Here is a 24109-nt window from a genome sequence, read left to right as displayed (position 1 = left end):
TTAACCCCCGTAGGGAGACGCCGGGTTGCCGCAATGCACAGGTGTCTGTGCACAGAGGACTGTGTACGCATGGCACAGGAACCCGGCGCGGAACCCTTGGTGAGGCGGAGCGAGGAGACTTCGCGCGGCTCCACCGAGCTCTCCGACCTCGCCACGCTCAAGGCCCTCGCGCAGCCCCGTCGGCAGCGCATGCTTCAGCACCTCACCGTGCACGGCCCCGCCACCTCGGCGACGCTGGCCCGGGCGCTCGGGCTCAACACCGGAGCCACCAGCTACCACCTGCGTGAGCTCGCTCGGTACGGCTTCGTGGAGGAAGTGGACCGACCGGCCGAGGCGGGCGGCCACGGTAGGGAGCGCTGGTGGCGGGCCGTCCCCGGTGACCGCCGCTTCCCGCCGCGCAGTCGGCAGAGCGCCGAGATGCGGCTCGTCATGGACGAGCTGAATCACCACGCGTACGCCGCCGACCTCGAACTCTTCGAGCAGATGCAGATGCAGGTGCAGAGGCAGCTACGGACGCGGGGGTGGTCGGGGAGGTGGGCGAAGCCGATCCCTGGGTCGACGCCTTCCCCTACTCGCGCGGCAGCATCCGGCTGACGCTCCCCGAACTCCGCGCGTTCTTCGAGGAGTACATCGCGCTCCTCAACCGCTACAAGCGCCCCGAGGCCGACACCCCGCCCGGCGCCCGTACCGTGCTCACCCGGTTCCTCGCCTTCCCGGCCCCCGACGCCGCGCCCGACACCGTGCCCGACGCCGCGTCCGAGAGCCGCCCGGCACCCCACGACAGACCAGGGAGCGAACCCTCATGATGCTGCGTTACGCCCTGCAGACCGTCCGAGCCCGCAAAGGTGGCTTCCTCGGTGCCTTCTTCGCCTTGATGTGCGCGGCCGCTCTCATCACCGCCTGCGGCACCCTCCTGGAGACGGGCCTGCGCGGCACGATCGCCACCGAACGGTATGCCGCGACGCCCGTCGTGGTCTCCGCCGACCAGAACGTTCACCAGACCACCGTCAAACACAAGAAGGGCAAGACCAAGGTCAAACACAAGGCCAAGCCGATCGCCGAACGGGCCTGGCTCCCGGGCGACCTCGCCACCGAGCTCCGGAAGGTGCCCGGCGTACGTGAAGTCATTCCCGAACTGACCTTCCTGGCCGAGCCCTTGGCACCCGGCGCGGCCGTCGACATGGACCGGCCCGCCTACGGGCACGCCTGGGACTCCGCCGCGCTGACCCCGTACACCCTCACCACCGGCACCGCCCCCAAGGCAGAAGGCGATCTCGTCATCGACCGCCGTCTCGCCGAGCGCGCCCACCTCGCGCCCGGCGACCGGCTCACCGTCCAGTCGACGCAGAGCCCGCGGACCTACCGGGTGACCGGAATCGCCGCCCCCGCCCAGGAGGTGCGGCACCAGACCGCCCTCTTCTTCTCCACCGCCGAGGCCCGCCGCCTCGCCGCCCACCCCGGACAGGTCACCGCCTTCGGGGTGCTTCCCACCAAGGGCACGGACGCGGCCGTGCTGAAGCGAGCGGTCAGCACGGCGCTGCACGGAACCAAGGCGCCGCACGGTACGACCGCGCAGGTCAGCGCCGGTGACGGCCGAGGGCCCGTGGAGTTCCTGGACGCGGCCGCCGCGCGTACGAAGCTGGTCAGCATGGGAGGTGCGATGGGCGGCACGTCACTGCTCGTGGCCGTCCTCGTGGTGGTCGGGACCTTCGCGCTCTCCGTGCAGCAACGCCATCGCGAACTCGCCCTGCTGCGCGCCATCGCCGCCACGCCGGGCCAGATCCGGGCGCTCCTCGGCCGTGAGGCACTGATCGTCGGGGCCGCCGCGGGTACTACCGGCGCGCTCGCGGGGCTGCCGCTGGGCAGTTGGCTGCACGGCCGGTTCGTGGCCATGGGCGCCGTGCCGGGCACGCTTCAGCACACCGTCAGCGTCTTCCCGCCGTTCGCCGCGCTCGCCGCGACATTGCTCGGTGCGTGGGCCGCCGCCCGTATCTCCTCGCGCCGGATCGCCCGGATCCGCCCGGCCGAGGCGCTCGCCGAAGCCAGGGCCGAGCGCACCCGCCCGGCGTGGGGACGGATCCTCGCGGGTCTCGCCCTGCTCGCCGGCGGTGCCGTCCTCGTCGCCGTGCTCAGTGTCCTGCGCACGGAACCCGCCTCGACTCCCGTGACCTTCCTGGCCGTCGTGGTCCTCGCCTCCTCCGTCGCGCTGCTCGGTCCGCTGTTGGTCAGGGCGGCCGTAGCCGTATTCGGAGGTCCGCTCGGGCTGACCGGACCCAGCAGTCGGCTGGCGCGTGCCAACCTCCGTGGCCATGCCGCCCGGATGGCCTCCGTCGTCACCCCTCTGACCCTCCTCATCGGCATGACCTGCACCGTTCTCTTCGTCCAGCCGACCCTGGGCAACGCGGCCCGCGCCCAGGCCCGCGAGGGCATCCGCGCCGACTGGGTGGTGGCCGCCCAGGGCCCGGGCGTACCGGCCGAGGCCGCACGGCGGCTGCGTTCGCAACACGACACCGTCACCGAAGTGGTCCGCACGACCGTCCGTGTGGGACTCGACAAGTACGCGGCGCAGGGCGTCACACCCGGGGGCCTCACCCGCACCTGGGACCCGGACGTCACCGCCGGGTCCCTGAAGAAGCTCACCGAGGACACCGTCGCCGTCAGCGAACTCGCCGCCGACCAGCTCCACCTGAAGCCCGGCAGTCCCCTGAAACTCACGCTGGGCGACGGAACACCCGCCACGCCGACCGTCGTGGCCGTCTACGCCAAGGGCCTCGGTTTCGGCGACCTCACCTTCGCCCATGACCTGGTCGCCCGCCATGTGGACAACCCGCTCGCGACCTCCGTCCTCGTCAGCACCGCCCGTACACAGACACAACTCGCGACTACCCTCCGTGAGTTCCCGGGGATCCACGTCCTCGCCCCGGCCGCCGCCGACTCGATCCAGGCCGCACGGCAGCAGGCGAACGCCGAGGTCAACTACCTCGCCATGGGACTCGTCCTGGCCTTCACCGCCATCGCCGTCGTCAACACGCTGGCCATGTCGGTCTCGGAGCGTGGCCGCGAGTTCGCGCTGCTGCGCCTCGCCGGGGCGACCCGGCGCCAGGTGCTGGGGATGCTGCGCACGGAGGCGCTCTCGGTCCTGCTGCTCGCCACCGCGCTCGGCAGCGGAATCGCGCTCGCCGTCCTCACCGCGTTCAGCGTCGGCATGACGGGCCAGGCGGCTCCGGCGGTCACACCCCTGGTGTACGTCGCCGTGGTCGCGCTCGTCGGGCTGCTCGCGCTCGTCGCCACCGCGTTGCCGGGCCGGGTGGCGTTGCGGGTGCGCCCGGTCACGGTGGCCACGGCCAAGGAGTAAGGAGAGCCCGGAGTTAGGCCGTCACCGGGAACCCGGCCGCCTTCCACGCCTGGAAGCCGCCGACCAGGTCGGTCGCCCGGTGCAGTCCGAGCTGGTGGAGGGAGACGGCGGCGAGGCTGGACGCGTACCCCTCGTTGCAGACCACCACGACCCGCAGATCATGGCTCGTGGCCTCCGGGGCACGGTGGCTGCCCTGGGGATCGAGCCGCCACTCCAGTTCGTTGCGCTCGACGACGAGGGCGCCGGGGATCAGTCCGTCGCGCTCGCGCAGCGCGGCGTACCGGATGTCGACGAGGAGGGCTTCGCCGGCCTGTGCGGCGGAGTACGCCTCCTCGGCCTCCACCCGGTCGAGTCCCTCGCGGACCCGTTCCAGCAACGTGTCGATGCCCTCCGGGCGGGGTGCGCTCACTGCCAGTCCTCCGGACGCTCGACGTGCTCCAGGCGCAGTACCTGCCCCGTGCGGCTGTAGCGGCGGATCCGGGGCAGCGGCGGGTAGTACGCGTGGACGGAGATCGCGTGCTCCTCGGTGGACTCGTTGAGCACCTCGTGCACGTGGTGGCGGCCGAAGGAGCGACCCTGGCCGGCCGGCAGCCGACGTTCGCGGTCGACGTCCTCGGAGAGTTCGAGGGTCTTCCAGCCGTCGGTGGGCAGACGGGCGGCGAGCGAGTACTCCTTGAGCTCGCCCGCGGCGGCGACGAAGGCGCCGACCGAGTCGGCGTGGTCGTGCCAGCCGGTCCCGGTGCCGGGGGGCCAGCCGATGAGCCAGGCCTCGCTGCCGCCGGGGCCCTCCAGGCGCACCCAGGTGCGGCCCTCGGGGTCGAGGGGGAGGGAAGCGATCAGTTCGGCGTCGGCGGCGGTGCGGCGCACGAAGTCGAACAGGTCGGCCTGGGTGGGGGCCTGGACCGGTGCGGAGGCGGAAGGCGTGGTGGAGGGGGTGGACACAGACACGGGTACCGTCCTGGGCGTTCGCGTGGGTGCGCGCGGCAGCCGACAGGGAGGGGCGGCGCGCGGGGAGAGAAGAGCTGCGAATTCAGCAGGACGGGCGACACACGCAGCCCGCATAGCGGACGAGGTCCATATGGACCCTCCGCCACAGGCGCACACAGGTGTCGGTCACGATCCGGAGTACACCATGGCGGTTCGGGCCGGTCAACTCACTGTCACTATGTGGACCATCCGGTGACCGAGGGTGCCGCGATGGCCGTGGCTCCGCCCTCCGGACGCGTTCGGCGACCTGAGCCTGGCGGTCCGGGGCGGGCCGGACCACCAGAGTCGTCAGGTCGACCACCAGAGTCGTCAGGTCGTACTGGCCGCGGTCTCCGCTTCCGCTTCCGCCGTGGCGGGGCCGCCCAGTGTCGTCTCGGCCGCCGCGTACAGGTCGGCCGGGCGCACCCCGCTCAGCGCGGTGACCAGGTGGCCGTCGGGGCGCACCAGGAGCACGGTGTGTGCCGCCGCGCCGGGATAGCTCTCGGCGACCAGCAGCTCGGCGCGGTGCGGCAGCGCGGTCACGGCGGCCGCGAGCCGGGGCATGATCCCGGCCGTCACCCAGTGCTTGCGCGCCCACACGCCCGTACCCGGAGCGATCAGTACGACGAGCAGCACCCCGCGACCGAGCCGCTCCCGCAGCTGTACGAACGAGCCGTCCTCCGCGGTCACGCGTACGTCGACGACCGGCGCACCGGGAGCCGTGTCCACCGGAGTCTCCGACTCGGTGTGCGCGGGCGCGAGTGGCGAGTCGGCGTACGCCCCCGGCGCACCCAGCGGGCCGCGTCCCAGGTGGCCGTCCGTGAGCAGCGCGTCGTGGCCACGGGCCGACCCGGGGACGTACGAGCGCAGGCCTCCGCCGCCGCGCAGCAGTGGCAGCGCCTGGTCGGCGGCGCGCAGCCGGGCGGCGACGACGGCCCGCCGCTCCGCCTGGTAGCTGTCGAGCAGTGCCTCGTGCGGGCCGTGGTGCCAGGCGAGCGCCAGCTTCCAGGCGAGGTTGTCGGCGTCCCGCAGGCCCTCGTCCAGTCCCTGGGTGCCGAGCGCGCCGAGCAGGTGCGCGGCGTCCCCGGCGAGGAAGACCCGGCTGGCCCGCCAGCGGCGGGCGAGGCGGTGGTGGACGGTGTGGACTCCGGTGTCGAGCAGCTCGTACGGGGGTGTGGAGCCCGCGTTCCAGCCCGCGAGGGTCTCGCGGATGCGCGCCACCAGCAGGTCGGGCGTGACCAGGTCCTTGCCGGGCGGCAGCAGCCAGTCCAGCCGCCACACGTCGTCGGCGAGGGGGCGCGCGGTCACCTCCCCGCTCGCGGGGCCCGACGTCCGCCACGGAGGCATCCGGTGCAGCAACGCCTGCCCGGGCCAGGGAAGTTCCGTACGCAGCGCCGCCACGGCGTATCGTTCGACGGCTGTACGTCCGGGGAAGCGGATGTCCTGGAGCTTGCGCACGGTCGAGCGCGGTCCGTCGCAGCCGACCAGGTAACTGCCGCGCCACCATGTGCCGTTGGGGCCGCGGGTGTGCGCCGTGACGCCCGAGGGCTCCTGCTCGATCGAGTCGAGGCGGCTGCCCACGGCGACCTTGATCAGCCGCTCGTGGACGATGGCCTCGCGCAGGGCGCCGGTCAGCGCGTGCTGGGCGAGGTGCAGCGGGGCGGGCGCGTCGGCGCCCTCGGAGTCCTGCGCGTCCGCGGTCGGGCCGAGCCCGGCGCTTTTCGGGCTCTGCGCGCTCCCCTTCGGGATACGTGCGCTCCCCTCGAAGCGCTGAGCGCCAATCCCCGAGCCGTGCGCGCGGCCCCCAAAGGCCTGCGCGCCGCTCATCACGCCGTGCGTGGCGCCCCCGGGGCCGTGCGCGTCGGCTTCGAAGTCCGGCGAGTCCGTGTCGGAGGCCCGGGCAGCGAAGTCGATCTCGCGCATCACCTGCTTGCGCCGCATCGACCGCCATCCGGCCCAACGGAAACCGGCATCGGTGAGGGGCAGGCCCGTCAGGCGTTCGACGAGTGCGGCCGTGTCCTCGCGCAGCACCACCGTCCGCGCGAGCCGTTGTTCGTCCTTGCCCGGCCCCTCGTCGAGGACCACGCAGGGGACCTCCTGGCGGGCCAGCGCAAGGGCCAGCGTGAGGCCCACGGGCCCCGCGCCGACGATGATCACCGGGTCCACGGCGCGCGGCCCCCTGCCCGGAGCGGTGTCCTGAGGAACGGTCGGGAACAGGCAGTTGGAACGGGGTGCACGATCACAGAACGTATGCAACCCATTGCCGGTGCTTGCGTCAAGTGACGGGGGCAGTGGCGATCATGCCACTGCCCCCGTTGACACCGACGAAGGGTGAGGATCCGTCAGATAGAGATGCCGCTGCCCGCGCCGGTCGACTCCGTGCCCCCGACCGCGGCCGGCGCAGGCACCACGCCCGTCGACTTCTTGCCGCGCCGCAGTCGTCCCTCCAGCCAGCTCGCGAAGCTGGTGAGGCTGAAGTTGAGCGCGATGTAGATCAGGGCCACGACGGTGAAGCAGGCGATGGTGTTCGCGCCGTAGTACGCGCTCATCGGGCCGACGGAGGCGAGCAGCTCGGGGAAGGTGAGGACCGCGCCGCCGATCGCGGTGTCCTTCACGATCACGACGAGCTGGCTGACGATCGCCGGCAGCATCGCGGTGACCGCCTGCGGCAGCAGGATGAACCGCATGACCTGGTTCTTGCGCAGACCGACGGCCATGGCCGCCTCGGACTGCCCCTTGGGCAGCGACAGGATGCCCGCGCGGACGATCTCCGCGAGAACCGAGGAGTTGTAGAGCACCAGTCCCGTGAAGACCGCGTAGAGCGGGCGGTCGTCCGAGCTGACGTTCGTGTACTCGGAGTACGCGGCGTCGGCGAAGATCATGAGGACCAGCACCGGGATGGCGCGGAAGAACTCCACGACCGCGCCCGCCGGGATGCGTATCCAGGCGTGGTCGGAGAGCCGGGCGATGCCGAAGACGGCGCCGAGCGGCAGGGCGATGACCATGGCGAGGGCCGCGGCCTTCAGGGTGTTCTGCAGCCCCGGCCAGAGGTACGTGCTCCAGGCCTCGCTGTGGACGAAGGGCTTCCACTTCTCCCAGGCGAGCTGGTCCTTGTCGTTGAGGCTGGTGATCACCCACCACAACAGGGCCGCGAAGGCGACCAGGAACAGCGCCGAGTAGAGGATATTGCGCCGCTTGGCGCGGGGGCCCTGGGCGTCGTACAGGACGGACGTCATCGCTTCACCGCCACCTTCTTGCCCACCCAGCCGAGGAGGAGGCCGGTCGGCAGCGTCAGACACATGAACCCGAAGGCGAAGACGGCTGAGATCGCGATGAGTTGGGCCTCGTTCTCGACCATGGACTTCATCAGGGTGGCCGCTTCGGCGACACCGATCGCGGCCGCCACCGTGGTGTTCTTCGTCAGGGCGATCAGCACGTTCGTCAGCGGACCGACGACCGAACGGAACGCCTGGGGAAGCACGATCAGGGTGAGGACCTGGGTGAAGTTCAGACCGATGGCGCGGGCCGCCTCCGCCTGCCCGACGGGCACGGTGTTGATGCCGGAGCGCAGCGCCTCGCAGACGAAGGCCGAGGTGTAGGCGATCAGACCGAGCACGGCCAGCCGGAAATTGACCGTCTCGACCTGGTCCGAGCCGAGACTCACCAGCAGTGTCTGGTTGAGGCCCAGCGAGGTGAACAGGATGATCACGGTCAGCGGGATGTTCCGCACGATGTTCACGTAGGCGGCGCCGAATCCGCGCATGAGAGGCACCGGACCGACTCGCATGGCGGCCAGCATGGTTCCCCATATCAGGGAGCCGACGGCTGAGAGGACGGCGAGCTTCACCGTTACCCAGAACGCTCCCAGCAGGTCGTAACCTTGAAGAAAGTCGAACACGATTTCCCGCGCTTCCGCGTGTGGTGATGCCCGGGTGCGCCGCCCCCCGAGGGCGGCGCACCGGCGGGCCCTACATCAGCTGACGATGTTGCCGATCTTCGGAGCGGGCTCGTTCTTGTACTTCGCCGGACCGAAGTTCTTGTCCACGGCCTTCTTCCAGGAACCGTCGGAGACCATCGCCTCGAGAGCCGTGTTGATCTTGGCCTTGAGGTCGCTGCCCTTCTTGACGCCGATGCCGTAGTTCTCGTTGGTCATCTTGAAGCCGCCGAGCTTGAACTTGCCCTTGAAGGCGGCCTGCGAGGCGTAGCCGGCGAGGATCGAGTCGTCCGTCGTCAGGGCGTCGATCGCCTTGTTCTGCAGACCCGTCAGGCAGGCCGAGTACGTCGGGTACTGCTGGAGCTGGGCCTTGGGCGCCAGCTTGTCGTGCACGTTCTGCGCCGAGGTCGAACCGGTCACGGAACACAGCTTCTTGCTGTTGAGATCCGACGGCGACTTGATGGCGATGTCGTCGGCGCGGACCAGCACGTCCTGGTGGGCGAGCAGGTAAGGGCCGGCGAAGTCGACCTTCTTCTCGCGCTCGGGGGTGATCGAGTAGGAGGCGGCGATGAAGTCGACGTCACCGCGCGAGAGCGCGTTCTCGCGCTCGGCGCTCTTCGTCTCCTTCCACTCGATCTGGTCGGGCTTGTAGCCGAGCTTTCCGGCGACGTACGTGGCGACGTCGACGTCGAAGCCCGAGTAACCCTGCGGGGTCTTCTGGCCGATGCCCGGCTGGTCGAACTTGATGCCGACAGTGATCTTCTTGTCGCCGCCGGAGGAGCCGCTGTCCTTCTTGTCGTCCGAACCGCACGCCGTGGCGGTCACGGCGAGCGCGAGCACGACGGCCGAGGCGGCGGTGACCTTGCGGAGCTTCATGGTGAACATCCTTTGAGTGGGGAGGAGATGCAGGCCTTCAGGCATGGGCTTCAGTGATGAACGCAAGCGAAGAACGCAAGCGAAGAACGTCAGCGATGAACGTCAGTTCAGGAACCTCAGTTCAGGAAGGCGAACTTCAGAGATGACGAAGCGAAGGCCGTCAGTGGTGCAGGATCTTCGACAGGAAGTCCTTGGCGCGGTCGCTGCGGGGATTGCTGAAGAACTGGTCCGGCACGGCCTCTTCGACGATGCGGCCGTCGGCCATGAAGACCACCCGGTTGGCAGCCGAACGAGCGAAGCCCATTTCATGGGTGACGACGATCATCGTCATGCCGTCGCTCGCGAGCTGCTGCATGACCTCCAGGACCTCGTTGATCATCTCGGGGTCGAGCGCCGAGGTCGGCTCGTCGAAGAGCATCACCTTCGGGTCCATCGCCAACGCGCGGGCGATGGCGACGCGTTGCTGCTGACCACCCGACAACTGCGCGGGGTACTTGTCCGCCTGGGTGCCCACGCCCACCCGGTCCAGCAGTCCGCGGGCCTTCTCCTCGGCCGCCTTCTTGTCGGCCTTGCGGACCTTGATCTGACCCAGCATCACGTTCTCGAGCACCGTCTTGTGCGCGAAGAGGTTGAAGGACTGGAAGACCATGCCCACGTCGGCCCGCAGCCGGGCCAGCGCCTTGCCCTCGTCGGGCAGCGGCTTGCCGTCGATCGTTATGTCGCCCGAATCGATCGTCTCCAGGCGGTTGATGGTGCGGCACAGGGTGGACTTCCCGGACCCGGAGGGCCCGATGACCACGACGACCTCGCCACGCGCGATCGTCAGGTCGATGTCCTGGAGCACGTGCAACGCGCCGAAGTGCTTGTTGACGCTCTTCAGGACGACCAGGTCCTCGGTCGCGGCCACGGCATCCTTGGCCACCGATACTTCGGTCATCGCTCTGGGGCTCCGTCCTCCTCGGTTTCGGTGGACAGTAGTGACCCCGTGCGACCAGCGTCATTACATCTGAGGGGAACTTGAGCATCACGATCCGGTAGCAATCGGACACGTGTCGTAGCAGTTGTTGCGCGGCCGCGTGCCGGCCGCGTACCGGCTGGGTAACGGAAGCCCTCCGCGACCCGAAGCCTCTTGACGCGGTCGTGATCCATCGGCGTGACTTCCTTGGTGCACACGCGTGTGCGCCGCGATCCAACAGGATCGGACCGTACGACCGATGAACCGGAGGGGGCCGGAGTGAGACTGCTGCTCGTCGAGGACGACAACCACGTCGCGGCCGCCCTGTCCGCGGTGCTGGCGCGACACGGCTTCGACGTCACGCACGCCCGCAGCGGCGAGGAGGCCCTGCAGGCGCTGGTTCCGGAGAGCGACGGCTTCGGTGTGGTCCTGCTCGACCTGGGCCTGCCCGACCAGGACGGCTACGAGGTCTGCGGCAAGATCCGCAAACGCACCAGCACTCCGGTGATCATGGTCACCGCCCGCTCCGACGTACGGTCCCGGATCCACGGCCTCAACCTCGGCGCCGACGACTACGTGGTGAAGCCCTACGACACTGGTGAACTGCTCGCCCGTATCCACGCCGTCAGCCGGCGCAGCGTCCCCGACGACGACGCCGCCGGCTCCGGTGACACCGCGCTGCGGCTCGGGCCGGTCCGCATCGAACTGCCCACCCGCCAGGTCAGCGTCGACGGTTCGGTAGTCCAACTGACCCGCAAGGAGTTCGACCTGCTCGCGCTGCTCGCCCAGCGGCCCGGGGTGGTCTTCCGCCGGGAGCAGATCATCAGCGAGGTGTGGCGCACCAGTTGGGAGGGGACCGGGCGCACCCTGGAGGTGCATGTCGCGTCCCTGCGTTCCAAGTTGCGCATGCCGGCGCTGATCGAGACCGTGCGCGGCGTGGGGTACCGGCTCGTCGCTCCCACGGCGTAGCGTGCACCGGTGCGCACCCGCCTCCTTCCGCTGCTCATCGTCCTGATGGCAGCCGTGCTGCTCGCGCTCGGCGTTCCGCTCGCCGTGAGCGTCGCGGCCGCCGAGCAACAGCGTGTGGTCGTCGACCGCATCGACGACACGGCACGCTTCGCCGCCCTCGCGCAGTTCGTCACCGACCAGCCGGCCGGCGGCTCGCGGGTGGGCACGACGGACGAGCGCGGGGAGACCCTGCGCAAGGAACTCGTGGCGTACTACGAGGTGTACGGCATCCGTGTCGGGGTCTTCTACCGCGACCTCGCGCCCATGGCCAACGCGCCCGAGAACTGGTACCTGGCCGAGAAGGGCGAGGGGCGTGACGCCTTCAACGAGGCGCTCCTGGGTCGCCGCAGCCACGATCCGGAGCAGGTCTGGCCGTGGCAGCGTGACCGGCTCGTCGTCGCCTCGCCGGTCATCCGGGACGGTGACGTCATCGCGGTCGTGGTCACCGACTCGCCCACCGGACAGATGCGTTCGAAGATCCTGCACGGCTGGGTGATCATCGGTGCGGGCGAGGTCGCCGCGATGCTCCTCGCCCTCGGCGCGGCGCTGCGGCTGACCGGCTGGGTGCTCAGGCCCGTACGTGTCCTCGACGCCACCACCCATGACATCGCGACCGGGCGGCTGAAGTCGCGGGTCGCGGTCGCGGGCGGTCCGCCGGAACTCAGGCGCCTGGCCCGGTCGTTCAACGAGATGGCGGACAACGTCGAAGACGTCCTGGAGCAGCAGCGCGCCTTCGTCGCCGACGCCTCGCACCAGTTGCGCAACCCGCTCTCGGCGCTGCTGCTGCGCATCGAACTGCTCGCGCTCGAACTGCCGGAGGACAATGAGGAGATCGCGTCGGTCCGCACCGAGGGCAAGCGCCTCGCCGAGGTCCTGGACGACCTGCTCGACCTGGCGTTGGCCGAGCACGCCGAGGCGGACCTGCGGCTGACCGACATCGGTGAGCTGGCGGCCGAGCGTGTCGCGTCCTGGTCACCACTGGCCGACAGCAGGGGCGTACGCCTGACCGGCACCTGCCCGGCCACCACCGCCTGGGCCGACCCGGTCACCCTGTCCAGTGCCCTGGACGCGGTGATCGACAACGCGCTGAAGTTCACGCCTGAGGGCGAGGACGTCGAGGTGGCGGTCGCGTCGAACGGCGAGGTCTCGACGGTGGTCGTCACCGACCGCGGTCCGGGCCTCAGCGACGAGGAACTGGCCCGCATCGGCGACCGTTTCTGGCGCAGCGCGGGGCACCAGAACATCAAGGGCTCGGGCCTCGGCCTGTCCATCTCGCGGGTGCTGCTCTCGGCGGGCGGCGGCTCCATCGCGTACGCCCGTCACGAGCCGCACGGTCTCAAGGTGACGGTGACGGTGCCGAGGTCGCGGCCCGAGTCGTGAGCGGGGCGGCCAGGGCCACCAGGGCCGACGTGGTGGTCTGTGCTACGGCTTGACCGAGCGGTAGTAGCGCCGGGCGCCCTCGTGCAGGGGCAGCGGGTCCGTGTAGATGGCCGTGCGCAGGTCCACCAACTGGGCCGCGTGCACCTGACGGCCGATGCCGTCGCGGCTGTTGATCACCGTGCGGGTGAGCTCCTCGGTGAGCCGGGCGTCCGAGTCCTCCCGGGTGATCAGGAAGTTCGCCACCGCCAGCGTCTGCACGGACGAGCCCTGCTGGGCCTCGGGGTAGGCGTCGGCGGGCATCACCGCGGACCGGTAGTAGCGGGCCGCGCCGCCCTGCTCGTGCAGCTTCGCGACGAGGTCGCCGGTGATCGGCACCAGCCTGACGGCGAAGCGCTTCGAGAGCTGCTGAACCGCGCTCGTCGGCAGGCCGCCCGACCAGAAGAAGGCGTCGATCTTGTGTTGTTCGAGCAGGTCCGGCATGGTGCCGATGCCGTCCGGAAACGGCTTGATGTCCTTCGCGGAGTCGAGCCCGGCCGCCTGTAGAACATGCTCCGCTATCAGCCGTACCCCGGAACCGTCCGGTCCCACGGCGACCCTCTTGCCCCGCAGGTCCGCCACCGACTGCACGGACGAGGAGCGGGGGACGACCAGGTGCACATAGTCGTCGTACAGCCGGGCGCAGCCGCGCAGTTGGCCCGCCCCCGGCTTGTTCTCCAGGATGTACGTCTCCACCGCGTCGGCCGCCGCGATGGTGAAGTCGGCCTGGCCCGTGGCCACCCGGCGGACGTTCTCCTGCGAGCCGTCGCTGTTCTTCAGCCGGACGTCCAGACGCGGCATGTCCTTGGCGAGCGCGGTCTGCAGGAGCGTGCCGTACTTCTGGTACACCCCGGTCGGGGTGCCCGTGCTGAACGTGATCCTGCCGCCCGGCGACTCCTCGCCCAGCGGCAGCAGCCACCACAACAGCAGCCCGAACACCACGAGTGCGGCGGCCGAGCCGAACAGCGCGCGGCGCCGGTCGATACGGGGGAGTGGCAGGAACATGCGCGCGATCCTGCCAGCCGGGGGGCCGTCCTGACCAGGGCGGGGCAGAGAGGGGGCCGAGAGGGGCGGCCGCGGGTCGGCGGGGGAGGGGAACCGGGCCCGGAATGGTCGGCGGGGGCGTGGAACCGGGCTCGGTATGGTCGGCGGATGCAGACCTCGCCCGACTCCCCGGTCACTTCTTCCGCGTCTCCCGATCTCTCCCCCGTATTTCCTTCCCCCGCTTCCCTGGTCCGTGAGTTCCACCTCGCCTTCGGGCTCGACGCGCGCGGCACGCCGACGGAGGTCTCCCCGGCGCTCGCCGCCCACCGTGGTGAACTGCTCGCCGAGGAGGCCGCCGAAGTCGCCGAGGTCTCGGTCTCGGGACCGCTGGACCGGCTGGCGCACGAGCTGGCCGACGTCGTGTACGTGGCGTACGGCACCGCGCTCGTCCACGGCATCGACCTCGACGCGGTGATCGCCGAGATCCACCGCTCCAACATGACGAAGCTGGGCCCCGACGGCCGCGTCGCCCGCCGGGCCGACGGCAAGGTTCTCAAAGGGGAGCACTACCGGGCGCCGGACGTGTCGGAGGTGCTGCGGGGGCAGGGGTGGAGGGGCGCGGACGCGTAGACCCCTCTGCTCGATCGGCCTGGCTCAGTCCCCGACGGCGGTCTGCTGTCGTGCCTCACCCTCCGCCTCGGGCTGTTCCGGTTCCGCGCCCCCGGGGTGTGCCGCGGGGCCCCGGCGCTCGGGGAGACCGAAACGGGCCGTGAGCCGATCGGCCAGCGGCTGGGTGTAGCGGGCGGTGAGCGGGCCGAGTACGACCAGGATCAGCACGTACGCCGTGGCCAGCGGGCCGAGTGAGGGTTCGATGCCGGCCGTGACCGCGAGCCCGGCGATGACGATGGAGAACTCGCCGCGCGCGACCAGCGCGCCGCCCGCTCGCCACCGGCCACCCACGGAGATCCCGGCCCGGCGCGCCGCCCAGTACCCGGTGGCGATCTTCGTCAGTGCCGTGACGACGGCCAGCGCGAGCGCGGGCAGCAGCACCGGCGGGATGCTCGCCGGGTCGGTGTGCAGCCCGAAGAAGACGAAGAAGATCGCCGCGAAGAGATCCCGCAACGGGCTGAGCAACGTGTGCGCGCCCTCCGCGACCTCGCCGGACAGGGCGATGCCGACCAGGAACGCCCCGACGGCGGCGGAGACCTGGAGCTGCTGCGCGATGCCCGCGACGAGGATCGTCAGGCCCAGCACGACGAGCAGCAGTTTCTCGGGGTCGTCGCTGGAGACGAAGCGGGAGATGACACGGCCGTAGCGGACGGCCACGAACAGGACGAGTCCGGCGGCGCCCAGGGCGATCGCGAGCGTGACACTGCCCGCGGCCAGCCCGACCCCGGCCACCAGCGCGGTGACGATGGGCAGGTAGACCGCCATCGCCAGGTCCTCCAGGACGAGGATGCTGAGGATCACCGGTGTCTCCCGGTTGCCCACCCGCCCCAGGTCGCCCAGCACCTTGGCGATGACACCGGACGAGGAGATCCAGGTGACGCCCGCCAGGACCACGGCGGCCACCGGACCCCAGCCGAGCAGCAGCGCGGCGGCCGCGCCGGGCAGGGCGTTGAGGGTGCAGTCGACCAGGCCCGAGGGGTAGTGGGCCTTGAGGTTGGAGACCAGATCGCTGGCCGTGTACTCCAGGCCGAGCATCAGCAGGAGCAGGATGACACCGATCTCGGCGCCGGTGGCGACGAACTCCTCACTCGCGCCGAGCGGGAGCAGCCCGCCCTCACCGAAGGCCAGACCGGCCAGCAGATACAGCGGGATGGGGGAGAACCGCAGCCGGGCGGCGGCCCGCCCCAGCAGCCCGAGACAGAGGATGATGGCGCCGAACTCGATCAGCAGAACAGCAGAGTGCACGCGCTCACTCCCGTCCGAGTATCGCCGCGGCGCCGTCGACGCCTTCGCGGGTGCCGACGACGATCAGGGTGTCCCCGCCCGCCAGCCGGAAGTCCGGGGTCGGCGAGGGGATGGCCTCGGCGCGGCGCAGCACCGCCACCACCGACGCGCCGGTCTCGGTCCGCATCCGGGTCTCGCCCAGCACCCGGCCGTTCCAGCGGGAGGTCGCGGCGATCTCGATGCGCTCGGCGATCAGCCCGAGGTCGGTGGTGTAGAGCAGGCTCGGGCTGTGGTGGGAGGGCTTCAGCGCGTCGATCAGCGAGGCCGCCTCGCCGCTCGTCAGCCGCAGCGACTGGGCGCAGGAGTCGGGGTCGTCGGCGCGGTACACGCTCACGGTGCGGGCGCCGTCGCGGTGCGCCACCACCGACAGGTGGCGCTGTTCGCGCGTCATGAGGTCGTACTGGACCCCGATGCCCGGCAGTGGCGTCGCCCGAAGACGTGGCGTGGACATGATCTCCCCTGGTTCATCGAGTCGGTTGCTCATCGCGTCGTGTCGCTCGTCGAGTCGCGGTCTTGCGTTCCCGTGCAAAACGGTCATGCTGCCATCCCCCGTACGGTGGCGACATGGGTGTTGGCACGGATGGACACGACCGCGCGACAGGCGCGAAGCTGACCGGGACAGCGGCGTCGCCGCAGCTCGGAAGGGCCGGAGGGACAGGAAGGGACGGACAGAAGAACGTGTCGCTGTTCCGGCGGATCTTCCTGCTCAATGCCGCGGGCCTGACCGTGGCCACCGCGCTGCTGCTGGGCCCGGTCACCGTGTCGACGCCGATACTGCCGGGCGAGGTGCTGGTCGTGGTCGCGGGGCTCGCGGTGCTGCTCGTCGTCAACGCGCTCGTGCTGCGGATAGGACTGGCCCCGCTGCAACGGCTCGGCCGGGCCATGGCCACCGCCGACCTGCTGCATCCCGGGGCCCGGGCACCCGTCACCGGGCCCGCGGAGGTCGCCGGGCTGATCACCACGTACAACACCATGCTCGACCGGCTGGAGACCGAGCGTGCCACCAGCTCGGCCCGCGCGCTCTCCGCGCAGGAGGGCGAGCGCCGACGTATCTCCCAGGAGCTCCACGACGAGGTGGGCCAGACCCTGACCGCCGTGCTGCTGCAGCTCAAGCGGGTCGCCGACCAGGTGCCCGGGGAGCTGCGGGAGGAGGTGCGGCAGGCGCAGGAGGCGACCCGCGGCAGCCTGGACGAGATCCGCCGTATCGCCCGCCGGCTGCGCCCCGGGGTCCTGGAGGAACTCGGTCTGCACAGCGCGCTGCGGTCTCTGGCGGCCGAGTTCACCACGCACGGCCTGTCCGTACGCCACCACCTCGACGGAGATCTGCCGCCGCTGACCGAGGAGACGGAACTCGTGGTCTACCGGGTGGCTCAGGAAGGGCTCACCAACACGGCCCGGCACGCGGGCGCCGATCGCGCCGAACTGCGGTTGCGGCGGGTCGTCGGCGTGGCCGGTGATGACGGCGGCGACGGCGTCGAGCTCCTCGTACGGGACAACGGCAAGGGCCCCGGCCGGCTGCGGGAAGGGGCGGGGATCAGCGGTATGCGGGAGCGGGCCCTGCTGATCGGCGCCGCGCTCTCGGTCGGGGCCGGGCCGGGGGCGGGTACCGACGTAAGGCTGCGCACCTCGACGAAGACAAACGCATCGAAGACAGGCGCATTGAAGACCGGCGCATCGACGACAGGCGCGTCGAAGACCGGCGTACCGCCGCAGCTCCGCGCCGCGACCGCTTGCGAGGGAGACCGATGACGTCCGTGCCGCCCATGTCGTCCGTTCCGTCCACGGCGTCCGTGCCCGACCGGCAGCCCGGTGGGGGCCGGCCCACCCGGGTTCTGCTCGCCGACGACCACACGCTCGTGCGCCGTGGCGTACGGCTCATCCTGGACGGCGAACCGGACCTGAGCGTCGTGGCCGAGGCCGGGGACGGTGCCGAAGCGGTCGCGCGGGCCCGCGACACGGACGTGGACCTCGCCGTCCTCGACATCGCGATGCCCCGGATGACCGGACTCCAGGCGGCCCGCGAACTCTCCCGCTGCCTTCCCGACCTGCGCATCCTCATCCTGACGATGTACGACAACGAGCAGTACTTCTTCGAGGCGCTCAAGGCCGGGGCCTGCGGTTACGTACTGAAGTCGGTCGCCGACCGCGATCTGGTCGAGGCCTGCCGGGCGGCGATGCGCGACGAGCCGTTCATCTATCCCGGCGCCGAGACCGCGCTCGTACGCACCTATCTGGAGCGGATGCGGCGCGGCGAGGCACTGCCCGTGCGGACCGTCACCGACCGCGAGGAGGAGGTGCTCAAGCTGGTCGCCGAGGGCCATACGACGAAGGAGATCGCCGAGCTGCTCTACATCAGCGCCAAGACCGTGGAGAGCCACCGGGCGAACCTGCTGCAGAAGCTCGGCCTGCGCGACCGCCTCGAACTCACCCGGTACGCGATCCGGGCCGGGCTCATCGAGCCGTGACCCGGGCCGGACAGGGACCAGAAAGGCCGGACTGGGACCGGACAGGGAAAGGGCCGACCCGTGCACGGGTCGGCCCTCTCTTGGTGGTGCCGCCGGATCACTTCACCGTCACGACGACGGTGGGCGAGACGACCTTGCCCGCCATGACCCGGAGCTGCTCCGTGCCCTTGTTGTTGAGCTTGGTGACCAGGGAGTAGCTGCTGCCGTTCTTGAGCACGGTGCTGGACTTCAGAGCGGTCCACTTACCGTTGTGCATGCGCAGCAGCACCACCTTGGTGCCGACCTTCACTCCCTTGGCGCGGCCGGTGAACGTCACCGACTGGCCGGCCTTCACCTGGGCCTTGCTCGCCCTGGCGGTGATCGAACCGTTGGCCATGGGCGTGCCGGTCCTGGTCGGCTTCGCGGTGCTGGTCCTGGTGGGCTTGGCGGTTCCGGTCCTGGTCGGCTTCGCGCTGCCGGTCATGCTCGTCTTCGGACTCGGTGAGGCCGCGCTCGGGGACGAGGCGAAAGCACCCGCCGTCCCGGCCGACAGTAGAGCGACGGAGAGCGCGCCGGCGCCGATCGCCTTGGCACAGCGGCTGCGGAGTGTGGAATTCACGTGTGACTCCTGACGTGACGGATCCCCCCACGAGCGGATCACGCCCATATGGGCGAAATGTTCGCTTTTGAGGTTATCCACGTCAGAGCCGAGCCTGCGACCGGACGAGGTTCCATTCCTGTGCGAAAAACATCAAAAAACCTTCACTATCGGACAAAAACGCCTGGTCGGCGGGCTTGCGGAGGGTTACCAACTTCTTACCCAGCGTCCACTGTGGATCGGTGCGAGGGCCGTCCGGCATCGGGGACACCAGCATCTGGCCGATGAGTCCGCGGAGGTCAGGAGGTCAGGAGGTCAGGAGGTCAGGAGGTCAGAGGGCGAGGGCGCATGTCCGCGCCGTACACCGTGCGGTAGTCCGGGACGACGATCCGGCTCGCCGGGGACTCCCGGTGCACCTGGGCGAGGAAGCCGTCCAGGTCCATCGACGCGTCGCGGCGCGGTGGCTCGCTCAGCGGCTCCTCGAAGTTGTCCCAGTGGACGGGTACGACGACGCCGGGGCTGCCCAGGGCGCGCAGCAGCCGGGGTACGTAGTGGTGGGTGGCGGTGCTGGACGGCACGGCGACCATGGCGAGATCGGGGCGGAGCCCCTGGACCGCCCGCTCGGAGAAGTCGCTGGCCCCCATGAGGAACGCCGAGGGCCCACCGCTGCCGACCTTCACCTGGAAGGCGAGCGTGTCGCCCTCCGGCAGCTCCGCGATGGTCCTCGGAGGCGCCGCGGGCGGGGTGTCGAGCGTGCCGGGGGCGAAGTAGGCGTACTTCTTGTTGCGGCTGTGCAGGCCGGCCGCGACCTCGACGGTGATGCCGTCGAAGTCCAGCACCTCGCCCCCCTTCACCACGGAGATCTGGCCCGGGTCGACGCCGAACGCGACCAGCAGGTGGTAGGTGGTCTCCGTGCCGACGACTCGGGCGCCGGTGGACTTGGCGATGTACGGCACGTCGGCGAGGTGGTCCCAGTGGGAGTGGCTGACCAGGACGAGTTCGGGGGCTCCGATGTGTTCCCGAACCACCTCGGGGTCGGTGCTCAGCTCCGTGTCCGCGCGGAAGGCGCCGTCGAACAGGCCGGTCTTGAACCGGGTGAGGTACGGGTCGAAGAGCACGGTCCGGCCGTCGACGTCGATGCGCCAGCCGGAGGTGCCCAACCAGCGTAAGGATGCCGATGCCGATGCCGATGCCGATGCCGAAATCGACGTCGATGCGGTGGCGGTGGCGGCGGGAAGGAGTGGGGCGGCCGCGCCGAGCGCGGCACCTCGCAGCAGGCTGCGTCGGCCGAGCATCGGGTCTCTCTGCGTGTCTGCGGTGTCGCTCATGGCGTCAGCAGATCAGGGACCGACCTTCCGCGTCCAAGATCGAAACGGTGTCCTCGCGATACGCGGCGGCATATGAGACCTGGTCAGACACCCTCGCTCCGCAGGAAATCGACGGCGATTCCGGCCGCGGCGCCGATCGCGGCGTCCACCGTCGGCCGGGTGGCGGTCAGCTCACGGGTACGGGCGAAGACCGACACCGCGTAGCACCCGCCGTCGGGGTACCGGACGACTCCCGTCTCCATGTGCAGCCCCGGCAGGGTCCCGGTCTTGGCCGCGATCGTCACGTCGTCCGGGAACCCAGACACCAGCCGGTGCCGGAAGACCTGTCGGCTCATCAAGTCTCGTACGTGGGAGCAGGCTTCCGGAGCACCCGCTTCGTCGCGCCAGATCAGACGCAGCAGTTCGCTGGTCTCGCGGGGCGTGCTCGCGTTGGTGCGCAGGGGATCCAGTACGGCCAGCCGTCTCTTGCGGTCGTCCGGCAGGGCGGGGTACCGGACGGCGAACTCCCGCTCGTCGCCCGCTCCGACCTCCGAGAGCATCGAATCGAGCACGTCGCGCGGGCCGCCCACGATCCTGGTGCGGTCGAGCCCGAGCTCCTTGGCGAGCAGCCGTACGGTGTCCAGCCCTACCCGGTCCAGCAGCAGATCCGCCGCCGCGTTGTCACTGACCGACATCGCGAAGAAGGCCAGATCGCGCAGCGACAGCTCGACGTCGTCCGCGCAGCCCGCCGTGCCCCAGCCGCCGAGCCGGTCGGCCGCCGTCACCCGTACCCGTTCCCGGGGGTCGAGCTGTCCGGCCGCCACCTGCCGGGCGAACTCCAGGACCAGCAGCACCTTGAAGATCGACGCGATCACGACGGGCTCGTCCGCGCCGACGGCGACCTCCCGCGCCTCCCCCGGTGACCAGGTGCCGACGGTCACCTTCCGCGCCTCATCCGGGGACCAGGTGCCGACGGGGACCGCGTGCAGGAGACCCTCGGCGCCCGCTCTCGCGAAAACCTCGCGGATCCGCTCCTCGACCACTCGTTCGCCCGCCCCCTCGCGTAAGGTCCCTCACCGTGGATCTCTTGCGCCACCTGCGTCTTTTCGTCACCGTAGCCGAGGAGCTGCACTTCAGCCGGGCCGCCGACCGGCTGGGCATGGCCCAGCCGCCGCTCAGCCAGGCCGTACGGAGGCTGGAGAAGGAGCTCGGTGCCGAGCTGTTCGACCGGGCGCACCGCCGGATCCGGCTCAGCGCCGCCGGGGCGGTGCTCCTGGACGAGGCCCGTGAACTCCTGGCCCGTGAGGAGCGGTTGCGGGTGCTGGCCCGGCGTGCCGGGGACGGCGCCCTGGGGACCCTGCGCGCGGGCGTGCCGCCTGACACTACGGCAGCCGTGCTGTCCGCGCTGCTGGCCGCCTGTGCGGAGCGTTCTCCGGGGCTGTCCGTCGACCTGCAGGAGGTCACCACGGAGGAGCAGGTGCGGCTGCTGGCCTCCGGCGGACTCGACGTCGGGCTGGTCCATCAGCCCGTGGACGCCACCGAACTGCGGCTCGGTCCCGAGGTCCCGGTGGATCTCGGAGTCGTTCTGCCCCGCACCTCACCGCTGGCCGGGCTGCCCGAGGTGGCGCTCGGCGAGTTGGCCGGCCACGATCTCGTGCTCTTTCCGCGGGCCCACGCGCCCGGTTGGTACGACCGGATTCTCGACGTCTGCCGCGGCGCGGGCTTCGTGCCCGGTCGGCTGCGGCACGCGTCGAACTCCGAGTTCCTGCTGGCCCTGGTGACGGCGGGGCACGGAATCGCCTTCGACCAGGGGCCGGTGGCCCGCAAGGAGCCCCGCGTCGCCTGGCGCCCCCTGGCGGGCCGTCCCCTCACCCAGCGGCTGAGCGGCGCGTGGCCCGCCGGCCGAGCCGTCCACCCGGCTGCGCGCCCCTTCGCGGAACTCGCGGCCGACGTACTGACCCGCGACCGCACCGCGACCCCGAGCCGAGACGACCGGGTGCGCCCCGCGGCACCGGGGAGTGCGGACGGGGCCCGCCCGATGGACGGACCGACCCGCCCGTGGTCGGTCGTGTACGGCGAGGGCTTCGGCCAGTAGGCGTGGGCCGATGTCACGACGCTGATCCGTGGGTCGATGTCACGACCCTGATCACGCACGCCCGGTCGTCGGTTCGCCGCGGATGACATCCCAAGGGGTCGACCGCGGCGAACCGGCGCCGAATCAGCCGTCGATGCGGTGCTGGGTCCAGAACGAGGTCAGGTCCGTGGTCGTGGCGGCCTGGGCGGCAGCCTTGAACTCGGCCGTGGTCGAGACGCCGTACCAGTGCGAAGTGGCGTAGTCCTTCAGCAACTTCGCCATGGCGGTGTCACCGAGGACGCGTCGCAGATCGTGCAGGGCGCACTTGCCGTAGCCGTAGACGACGGTGGAGTACCGGGAGGAGTGGGCGTCCCAGTAGGCCATCGAGTTGGTGATCTTCTCCGCCGTCGAGGCCCAGGAGACGCTGTTCCAGCAGTTCGTGCCGGTACTGCCCAGCGCCAGGTCGGTGGCGTAGTCGGTGAACGCCTCGTCCAGCCACGGGCTGTTGTACTCGTCGTCGCCGACGATCCCGTAGAACCACTGGTGCCCGATCTCATGGGTGAGCGCCGTGGTGGAGACCAGGTCGAGGACGAACCCCGGGTACTCCATGCCGCCGAACCAGAAGTTGTTGTCGATCACGGCGTCCAACTCGCCGTACGGGTAGGCGCCGAAGCGGCCCGCGTGGGCGTCCACCGCGGTCTTCGCGGTGGTGAGCATGGACTGTGCGCTGGATGAACTGATCCCCGAGACCGAGTAGATGTTGATCGGGGTGCCCGCCGTCGACGTACCCGAGATCTTGGTGAACGGGCCCGCCGCCCACGCGAAGTCACGGACCTTGGAGGCGGTGGCCGTGGTGACCGTGCGTCCGCTGGAGCCGGGGGTGTCCACCGAGGTGCCCGTGGCCGGGACCAGCAGGGTGGTCGGGTGGTCGAGGGTCACCTTGAAGTCGGCGGCCAGGGAGTAGAACGACTCGCCGTTGTTGGTGTACGGGTCCAGGTGCCAGCCCGAGCCGTCCTTGATGGCGAGAACCGGCAGCGCGTTGCCGATCATGCTGAACGCGCCGTCGTAGCCGAAGCGGTCGGCGCCGCTGGGGACGGTGATCCCCAGGTCGAAGCCGATCGTGGTCGACTGGCCCTGCGCCAGCGGGGTCGGGAGGGCGATCTGGAGGGCGGTGCAGCCGACGGACAGGGCGCCCGCGGTGCCCCCGGTGACGTTGCTGACCGCGATCGGCATCGCGGAGCAGGTGCCGTGGTAGTTGTCCCACAGCCTCAGGTACACCTCGCTGAGCGCGGTGGAGGAGGCGTTGGTGAACGTCGCGCTCTCGTGGCCCGTCCAGACCGTGCCGCTCGTGTTGCTGCTCAGGCTGACGGTGTACGAGGGGGCGGCCGGCGTGCGCGTGGAGTCCGCCGGCGGGGTCGTGCCGCCGGAGGTGTCGAGGGCGATGTCGTCGAGGACGAAGCTCGTCTGGAGGCTGGAGTCCTCGGTCCCGGTGAAGGCGAGGCTCACGGTCTGGCCCGCGAACGCCGACACGTCGAACGACTTCTGTACGTAGCCGGTGGCCTTGTTGAGGTTCGAGTACGTCGCCAGTGTCGTACTGCCGATCTTCGCCGTCAGCTTGTCGTACGCGGTCGACGAGGTCGTCTCGGCGGTGTCGATGTGCAGCCAGAAGGTGAGCGTGGCGCTGCTGCACCCGGACGGGATCGTGACGCTCTGCGAGAGGGTGTCGGTGTGCGTACTGCCGACACCGTTCAGCCAGGCGAAGCTGGTGCCGCCGTGGGCGCTCTGACCGGAACGGCTGGTGATCACGGTCGACGACGACTGGGTCCAGGGCGAAGTCCCGCTCTCGAAACCACCGTTGGTGACCACCTGGGCCGGAGTGCAGTCGGCGGCCAGTGGTGCCGTGGGCGGCGCGGCTGCCGCCGGGGTGATGGGGAGCAGAGCGGCGGCCAACGCGGCGATGCCCAGTGCGCTCGCGGCGAGGGCCTTGTGGGGGGTCGGTCTCACACGAAACTCCTTTGAGGCGGCCGGGATTCCGGCCTGCTCGGTGGCCGCCCTGACGGCCTGGGTGCGCCGGGGGCAGCCGGGGGCTGCGCGCATCGCTTGCGCGATCGCTGGGGTGAGATTTCCGTCGCGTCTCCCTGTGGTCAGGGCGACGGCTGCGGGAAGCCTGGCAGATTTGACCGGGGCATGCCATCAGTGACGGGTAAAAGTGTTCGCTGACCTGAAGTGTTCGGGCTCC

Annotated in this window: 24 protein-coding genes; 9 read left to right on the top strand and 15 right to left on the bottom strand. The window is 70.6% G+C overall.

Annotation, left to right across the window (positions count from 1 at the left end; genetic code table 11):
* Positions 1–69 precede the first annotated feature (69 nt).
* Genes KVT44_RS05215 through KVT44_RS05210 form a run of 3 tightly spaced genes read left to right on the top strand, consistent with a single transcriptional unit; the run spans position 70 to position 3355 of the window.
* The gene (locus tag KVT44_RS05215) at positions 70–594 is read left to right on the top strand and encodes a helix-turn-helix domain-containing protein (RefSeq protein WP_254648939.1); all 525 of its coding nucleotides are present in this window, start codon (positions 70–72) and stop codon (positions 592–594) included.
* Positions 534–806, top strand: a complete 273-nt coding sequence (locus KVT44_RS57825) for a hypothetical protein (RefSeq protein WP_254648938.1) — start codon at positions 534–536, stop codon at positions 804–806. The genes KVT44_RS05215 and KVT44_RS57825 overlap by 61 nt, the downstream gene beginning before the upstream one ends.
* On the top strand, positions 803–3355 hold the full coding sequence (locus tag KVT44_RS05210; protein WP_217566239.1) for an ABC transporter permease: 2553 nt from the start codon (positions 803–805) through the stop codon (positions 3353–3355). The genes KVT44_RS57825 and KVT44_RS05210 overlap by 4 nt, the downstream gene beginning before the upstream one ends.
* Positions 3356–3368: 13 nt before the next feature.
* Here the strand turns inward: KVT44_RS05210 and KVT44_RS05205 are convergent, their stop codons facing one another.
* The 8 genes from KVT44_RS05205 to KVT44_RS05175 form a co-directional block, all read right to left on the bottom strand.
* A complete protein-coding gene (locus tag KVT44_RS05205; RefSeq protein ID WP_217566275.1) occupies positions 3369–3770 on the bottom strand; it encodes a rhodanese-like domain-containing protein in 402 nt (133 codons plus the stop codon).
* The gene (locus tag KVT44_RS05200) at positions 3761–4297 is read right to left on the bottom strand and encodes a cysteine dioxygenase (RefSeq protein ID WP_099943651.1); all 537 of its coding nucleotides are present in this window, start codon (positions 4295–4297) and stop codon (positions 3761–3763) included. Before KVT44_RS05200 ends, KVT44_RS05205 begins: the two co-directional genes overlap by 10 nt.
* An 88-nt stretch (positions 4298–4385) precedes the next feature.
* Positions 4386–4457: a putative leader peptide gene (locus tag KVT44_RS61005; protein WP_309544753.1), complete on the bottom strand. Its 72-nt coding sequence runs from the start codon at positions 4455–4457 to the stop codon at positions 4386–4388.
* A gap of 194 nt (positions 4458–4651) precedes the next feature.
* The gene (locus KVT44_RS05195; protein ID WP_217566238.1) at positions 4652–6487 is read right to left on the bottom strand and encodes an FAD-dependent monooxygenase; all 1836 of its coding nucleotides are present in this window, start codon (positions 6485–6487) and stop codon (positions 4652–4654) included.
* A gap of 176 nt (positions 6488–6663) precedes the next feature.
* The gene (locus tag KVT44_RS05190; RefSeq protein ID WP_217566237.1) at positions 6664–7557 is read right to left on the bottom strand and encodes an amino acid ABC transporter permease; all 894 of its coding nucleotides are present in this window, start codon (positions 7555–7557) and stop codon (positions 6664–6666) included.
* Positions 7554–8219, bottom strand: coding sequence for an amino acid ABC transporter permease (locus KVT44_RS05185; RefSeq protein ID WP_217566236.1), 666 nt, complete (start codon positions 8217–8219; stop codon positions 7554–7556). The genes KVT44_RS05190 and KVT44_RS05185 overlap by 4 nt, the downstream gene beginning before the upstream one ends.
* Positions 8220–8294: 75 nt before the next feature.
* Positions 8295–9131: a glutamate ABC transporter substrate-binding protein gene (locus KVT44_RS05180; protein WP_217566235.1), complete on the bottom strand. Its 837-nt coding sequence runs from the start codon at positions 9129–9131 to the stop codon at positions 8295–8297.
* A 160-nt stretch (positions 9132–9291) separates the two neighbouring features.
* Positions 9292–10068 (bottom strand): amino acid ABC transporter ATP-binding protein, encoded by a 777-nt coding sequence (locus KVT44_RS05175; RefSeq protein ID WP_054229851.1) that lies wholly within the window; start codon positions 10066–10068, stop codon positions 9292–9294.
* 297 nt (positions 10069–10365) lie between these two features.
* On the opposite strand from KVT44_RS05175, the gene KVT44_RS05170 reads away from it, so the two are divergent.
* Complete coding sequence (locus KVT44_RS05170) at positions 10366–11055, top strand: response regulator transcription factor (RefSeq protein WP_190172340.1); 690 nt, start codon at positions 10366–10368, stop codon at positions 11053–11055.
* Between the two features lie 9 nt (positions 11056–11064).
* Positions 11065–12474: a HAMP domain-containing sensor histidine kinase gene (locus KVT44_RS05165; RefSeq protein ID WP_190172341.1), complete on the top strand. Its 1410-nt coding sequence runs from the start codon at positions 11065–11067 to the stop codon at positions 12472–12474.
* A 42-nt stretch (positions 12475–12516) separates the two neighbouring features.
* On the opposite strand, the gene KVT44_RS05160 is transcribed toward KVT44_RS05165, so the two are convergent.
* Complete coding sequence (locus tag KVT44_RS05160) at positions 12517–13515, bottom strand: TAXI family TRAP transporter solute-binding subunit (protein ID WP_097286496.1); 999 nt, start codon at positions 13513–13515, stop codon at positions 12517–12519.
* Positions 13516–13662: 147 nt separating this feature from the next.
* Here KVT44_RS05160 and KVT44_RS05155 point away from each other — a divergent pair, with 147 nt between their 5' ends.
* Entirely contained in the window at positions 13663–14124 is a 462-nt protein-coding gene (locus tag KVT44_RS05155; protein WP_217566234.1) for a MazG nucleotide pyrophosphohydrolase domain-containing protein, read from the top strand.
* Between the two features lie 24 nt (positions 14125–14148).
* On the opposite strand, the gene KVT44_RS05150 is transcribed toward KVT44_RS05155, so the two are convergent.
* Positions 14149–15408 carry a cation:proton antiporter gene (locus tag KVT44_RS05150; protein ID WP_217566233.1) on the bottom strand — a complete coding sequence of 420 codons (1260 nt, stop codon included), beginning with the start codon at positions 15406–15408 and terminating at the stop codon, positions 14149–14151.
* 4 nt (positions 15409–15412) lie between these two features.
* Complete coding sequence (locus KVT44_RS05145; RefSeq protein WP_054229957.1) at positions 15413–15898, bottom strand: cation:proton antiporter regulatory subunit; 486 nt, start codon at positions 15896–15898, stop codon at positions 15413–15415.
* A gap of 227 nt (positions 15899–16125) precedes the next feature.
* Between KVT44_RS05145 and KVT44_RS05140 the strand changes: the two genes are divergently transcribed.
* Together KVT44_RS05140 and KVT44_RS05135 are read left to right on the top strand one after the other, a co-directional pair.
* Positions 16126–17196 (top strand): HAMP domain-containing sensor histidine kinase, encoded by a 1071-nt coding sequence (locus KVT44_RS05140; RefSeq protein WP_308313914.1) that lies wholly within the window; start codon positions 16126–16128, stop codon positions 17194–17196.
* A 14-nt stretch (positions 17197–17210) separates the two neighbouring features.
* Positions 17211–17912, top strand: coding sequence for a response regulator transcription factor (locus KVT44_RS05135; RefSeq protein ID WP_254649014.1), 702 nt, complete (start codon positions 17211–17213; stop codon positions 17910–17912).
* A gap of 97 nt (positions 17913–18009) precedes the next feature.
* On the opposite strand, the gene KVT44_RS05130 is transcribed toward KVT44_RS05135, so the two are convergent.
* The 3 genes from KVT44_RS05130 to KVT44_RS05120 all read right to left on the bottom strand — a co-directional run bounded on the left by KVT44_RS05130 (position 18010) and on the right by KVT44_RS05120 (position 20839).
* Entirely contained in the window at positions 18010–18510 is a 501-nt protein-coding gene (locus KVT44_RS05130) for a hypothetical protein (RefSeq protein WP_143687767.1), read from the bottom strand.
* A 302-nt stretch (positions 18511–18812) separates the two neighbouring features.
* The gene (locus KVT44_RS05125; RefSeq protein ID WP_217566231.1) at positions 18813–19817 is read right to left on the bottom strand and encodes an MBL fold metallo-hydrolase; all 1005 of its coding nucleotides are present in this window, start codon (positions 19815–19817) and stop codon (positions 18813–18815) included.
* Positions 19818–19900: 83 nt separating this feature from the next.
* Entirely contained in the window at positions 19901–20839 is a 939-nt protein-coding gene (locus tag KVT44_RS05120; protein WP_217566230.1) for a serine hydrolase, read from the bottom strand.
* A 44-nt stretch (positions 20840–20883) separates the two neighbouring features.
* Between KVT44_RS05120 and KVT44_RS05115 the strand changes: the two genes are divergently transcribed.
* On the top strand, positions 20884–21891 hold the full coding sequence (locus KVT44_RS05115; RefSeq protein ID WP_217566273.1) for a LysR family transcriptional regulator: 1008 nt from the start codon (positions 20884–20886) through the stop codon (positions 21889–21891).
* A gap of 123 nt (positions 21892–22014) precedes the next feature.
* On the opposite strand, the gene KVT44_RS05110 is transcribed toward KVT44_RS05115, so the two are convergent.
* Positions 22015–23874: a M1 family metallopeptidase gene (locus KVT44_RS05110; protein WP_099920319.1), complete on the bottom strand. Its 1860-nt coding sequence runs from the start codon at positions 23872–23874 to the stop codon at positions 22015–22017.
* Between the last annotated feature and the right edge of the window lie 235 nt (positions 23875–24109).

Source organism: Streptomyces sp. GbtcB7, from assembly GCF_019091445.1.
GTDB classification, from domain to species: Bacteria; Actinomycetota; Actinomycetes; order Streptomycetales; family Streptomycetaceae; genus Streptomyces; species Streptomyces mirabilis.
The sequence above is the reverse complement of the archived record's forward strand: the minus strand, read 5'-3'. Positions and strand labels throughout refer to the sequence as shown.

What these genes read in the sequence shown, in the direction of transcription:
- KVT44_RS05215 (WP_254648939.1), top strand. Translation starts at nt 70, where the DNA reads ATGGCACAGGAACCCGGCGCGGAACCCTTGGTGAGGCGGAGCGAGGAG.
- KVT44_RS05210 (WP_217566239.1), top strand. Translation starts at nt 803, where the DNA reads ATGATGCTGCGTTACGCCCTGCAGACCGTCCGAGCCCGCAAAGGTGGC.
- KVT44_RS05190 (WP_217566237.1), bottom strand. Translation starts at nt 7,557, where the DNA reads ATGACGTCCGTCCTGTACGACGCCCAGGGCCCCCGCGCCAAGCGGCGC.
- KVT44_RS05180 (WP_217566235.1), bottom strand. Translation starts at nt 9,131, where the DNA reads ATGAAGCTCCGCAAGGTCACCGCCGCCTCGGCCGTCGTGCTCGCGCTC.
- KVT44_RS05175 (WP_054229851.1), bottom strand. Translation starts at nt 10,068, where the DNA reads ATGACCGAAGTATCGGTGGCCAAGGATGCCGTGGCCGCGACCGAGGAC.
- KVT44_RS05160 (WP_097286496.1), bottom strand. Translation starts at nt 13,515, where the DNA reads ATGTTCCTGCCACTCCCCCGTATCGACCGGCGCCGCGCGCTGTTCGGC.
- KVT44_RS05155 (WP_217566234.1), top strand. Translation starts at nt 13,663, where the DNA reads ATGCAGACCTCGCCCGACTCCCCGGTCACTTCTTCCGCGTCTCCCGAT.
- KVT44_RS05145 (WP_054229957.1), bottom strand. Translation starts at nt 15,898, where the DNA reads ATGTCCACGCCACGTCTTCGGGCGACGCCACTGCCGGGCATCGGGGTC.
- KVT44_RS05135 (WP_254649014.1), top strand. Translation starts at nt 17,211, where the DNA reads ATGTCGTCCGTTCCGTCCACGGCGTCCGTGCCCGACCGGCAGCCCGGT.
- KVT44_RS05125 (WP_217566231.1), bottom strand. Translation starts at nt 19,817, where the DNA reads ATGAGCGACACCGCAGACACGCAGAGAGACCCGATGCTCGGCCGACGC.